The following is a 4,143-nucleotide window of genomic DNA, read 5'->3' on the forward strand; positions in this document are numbered from 1 at the left end:
GCGCCGCCGGTGACGGCGAGGATGTCCGCGGCAAAGCGCGTCGAGCGGCTGTCGAAGACATGGGCCACGCCAAGTCCCCGCAGCATGGCGCGCTTGCCTTCGCTCGCGGTGGCGATGACCTCAGCCCCCAGCACCCGGGCAAGCGCGATCGCCGCCAGTCCAACACCGCCGGCACCGGCATGCACCAGCACGCGCTCGCCCGCCTTCAGATGCGCCAGGCGGAAGGCCAATTCAACCGTGACATAGGCAACTGGCAAGGACGCAAGGGCGGCCGCGCCGTGCACGGGCGGAACCTGGGTGACCAACTCGGCAAAGGTAATGGTTTCCGGGGCGAATGTCTCAGCTCCCAGCCCGACCACCCGGTCGCCCACCTGCACGGATTCGACATCCGGCGCACAGGCGATCACCCGGCCGCAGAACTCGCCGCCAAGCGCACCTGCAAGATGGCCCGTAAGGTCACCGGCAAAGCCCGGATAAGCATTAAGCGCATTCAGCACATCGCGGAAGTTGAGGCCGGTGGCATCGAGACTGACCCGAACTTCGCCGGGTTGCAAGGAGCGCGGCACAAACGCTTGCGCATGCACGTTGCCAATCAGCCCGTCCGCACTCCGCACCAGTTGCCAATACGGTCCCTGCGGCAGCACGAGGGCGCCCGTGTTCCGCCTAGCCATGACCCGGCTGGCGAGACGCCCGGAGGCGCGCAAAGCGGTTTCGCCTTCCTGGTCCGGATCGAGAAGGATGTCGATCAGCCCGGCCGGGAGAGGATCGCCTGCACGGCTGCGGTTTGCGGCATCGAGATCGATGAGCCGGGGCGCGAGCGGGGAGGCCTCCTGGGCAAGGCTCCTGGCGAAGCCCCACAGCGCGGCCCCGGACAGGCCCGGGGCAGGTTCCTGCCCGGTGACGATGGCCCCGCGCGTGAGGAAAGTGAGGCCTTTGCGCAGGGACCTGCCCGCATCCTGCAGCGCCTGGCTCAAGGCCAGCGCGCTGGCCGATATCCGCGCCACGTCAGGCCAAAGCTCGCCAGCGCCTTCGCCAAGCGCTTCGCCATGCACCACGCCGTCCAGCGCAACGCCGACCGGCAGGGCCGCGATCAGCGCCTGCCAGGCCTCGCGGCAAGAGGGATCGGCAAACGCCAGGCGTACGCCGGGCGGCAGCCAGCCTTCCGCAACCATGCCGGTGCTCTCAACCCAGATGACCTGCTGGTTTCTCGCGGCAAGGCCCGTGGCCAGGGCCAAGCCATCGTCACCCGGCGCCAGCACCAGCCACATGGCCTCGGGGTCCACCACCGCGGAGGGGCCGCGCGCCAGTATCACGCCCTGGGACGCAACCTCCAGCCGGGCCCCATCCGCCGCGATCACCGCCGCATCGTGGAAACCGGTTTCCGACAGCACCGCTTGCCAGCGGGCTGCTCCCATCAGGGCATGATCGGGACGCCACGGATCTTCGAAGCTCCACCACCCCTCCAGCAGGCCGAAGGTCAGGTCAAGCCAACCCTGGGCCTTCAGTCCCTCAAGGGCAACCAGCAGCCCTGAAGGGGCTAGCAGCGTGCGGCAATGCGCAAGGGACACCCCAATGTCGCGCGTAGCATGCAGCACATTGGCGGCGATCACCAGATCATAGCCATGCGCGCTATAGCCCTGCGCCTGCGGATCAATCTCGATATCGAGGGTACGGCAGGTCAGCCCATATTCGCCAAAACGCGCGCGCACGCTGCCAAAGAAGCTAGCCGAGAGATCGGTGTACGTATAGCTGAACCGGTCCTTCGGGAGGACCGACAGGATCGAGCCCGTGGTGCCGCCGGTACCAGCCCCAACTTCAAGAATACGCAGACGGCGGCCCTGCGGCAGCTGCGCGATGGCTTTGCCAATAATATCCGCGACCAGTGCATTCGCCACGCGGGCGGCGGGCGCATCCCGATAGAGGTCGGCCGCACTGGGTCCCTCACTCACGAAGAGCAGGCCGAGAGGATCAAGCTGCCCGCGCAGCACGCCGCTCAGGGCCTGCCCGCAGCGGCGCAGCAGGCTGACCTCGATGAACCCCTTGGGATAGGCGGCAGCCAGATCATCAGCGAAGCGTTCGGGATCCGTGAGCTCCGGATCGGGCAAGGCATCGCCCTGCCCGGCGAGCACCTGCCAGGTGGGCGTCGCGCCAGCAGGGGCTTTCACCAGCGCCAGGATCCCTGCGTCGGCGAGGAGGACCAGCAGCCGCTGCAAGAGACGGCCATGCCTGAGCAGGACCTTTAGGTTCTGACGCAACGGCTCGGCGCACACAAGATCGCCCTTGCGGCGTTTCCAGCCGAGCCCCTCAAGCGCTGACAGCGCATAGGCCTGCGACAGACGCTCGAGCCCGGCAAGCGAATCCATCAGGTCCTGCGACGTCAATCCCTCGGCGGAAAGATGTTCCGCGGCACCGGCAGAGGCAGAGGCAACAATGCCAAGAGGTTGCGCCAAAAACCCAGCCGGGCGCAAACCGCCCCCGAAGGTCGCGCCTTTCCACACCGTCTCATAGAACAGATCGTCGATCCGCCCGGAACCGGCAAGCAGGGCGGTCCGGCTGGCCTTCTTCACCGTGAAGCCCTCGATCGCCCCACACCAGCGCCCCTCCTCACTGAACAATCCTACATCGAATGTGATCGTCTCGGGGGGACTTGCGTTCCCGCCAAGGCCGCTCCCGCCGCCGCGCAGCCGGGCCTGGGCCAGAAGCTTCCCAGGCACCGCCTCCGCCAGCGTCAGGCGCTTCCAACCAATAGGCATGTAGGTACTTTCTCCCGCCGCCGCGGGCAGGATCGCACCACACAGCTGGAAGGCGGCATCGAGCAAAGCCGGGTGCAGGAGCAAATGGCGTTCCGCCTCCACGCCTTCCAGCCATAACTCGCCCAAAGCTTCGCCCGGCCGCAGTCCAAGCGAATGCACGCCCCGGAAGGCGGCCCCATAGTCGAGGCCAAGCCGGGAAAAACCCCCGTACAGCACTGCCGTGTCGACGGTGGTCAGGTCCCCGGCAGCAGCGGTGCGGTCAAGGGCATCACGGGCAGGATATGCCCCGGCCGCAAGACGGCCACGCGCGTGCAGGACGAAGTCCTCCGCAGCGCCCGCGCGCGAAAAGATCTCCACGGAACGAACCGCACCCTCAGGCGCCCCAAGAACAATCTGCACGCTATGCTGCGTCCCGTCCTCGAGAACGAGCGGGGCATGGATCTCGAACTCTTCGAGCCAGGAGGCTGAGCCAGTCCGTTCACCGGCCGCCTTTCCGGCCGACAAGGCCAGGATGGCATAAAACGCGCCCGGCACGACGATGCGTCCGAACACCTGGTGATCAGCCAGCCATGCCGGCTCCGCGGCTGAGAGTTCCGTCTCGAACGTCACCTCGCCGCGCGCGCTGTCATGACGCGTGCCCAGCAGGCCATGCGCTGCAGCAGCCCGCTGTTTGCGGGTATCGACCCAGTATCTCTGGCGCTGGAGGGGATAACCAGGCAGCGGAACCCTGGCGCGTTCCTCGCCCGCGAACAGGCCGGGGAAGCTCAGCGCCGCGCCGGCGGCGTAGACCGCCGCCACCGCGCCGGCGAAGGCGCCCGCGCCATCCGCGCCATCGCGAGCGCGCTGCAGGCTCGCCACCAGCCGCGGCCGCTCGCCCGAAGGCCAGCACAGCCCCGCCATCGGTGCCAGAACCCCGTGCGGGCCAACCTCCAGAAGGCAATCGATCCCGAGTCCTGCAAGGCTCTCGATGCCTTGCGCAAACACCACCGGCGCGCGTGCATGCGCACGCCAATAGGCCCCGTCCATGCGCTCCGCCGGCCCAACCAGCCGCCCCGTGACATTGGACACCAGCCCAACACCGGCCGCCGACACCGCCAGCCCGCCGCACGCCTCCTCCAGCGCGTCCAGCACCGGATCCATCAGCTGCGAATGGAATGCGTGGCTGGTGCGCAGCCGCTCACAGCGCACCCCCTCACCCGTGAGCTCATCCGCCAGCGCGGCAACCATCCCGGCAGGCCCCGACACCACCCGGTGCAACCCATTGTCGGCCGCCAGCGATACCGACGGATACCGGCCCAGCGCCACCGCAATCCGCGCCCCGGAGGCGAACACCGCAAGCATCGCACCAGCCTCCGGACCCTCCGTCGGCAGCCCCCCCATCAGCGACCCC

The 4,143-nt window shown here is 68.1% G+C and carries 1 protein-coding gene; it reads right to left on the reverse strand.

Annotation, left to right across the window (positions count from 1 at the left end; translation table 11 throughout):
• Positions 1–4,094, reverse strand: a 4,094-nt coding sequence (locus WCJ41_RS20330) for a polyketide synthase dehydratase domain-containing protein (RefSeq protein ID WP_336907663.1), incomplete at its 3' end; no start/stop codon positions are given.
• Between the last annotated feature and the right edge of the window lie 49 nt (positions 4,095–4,143).

The organism is Aestuariivirga sp., assembly GCF_037139295.1.
GTDB lineage: Bacteria > Pseudomonadota > Alphaproteobacteria > Rhizobiales > Aestuariivirgaceae > Aestuariivirga.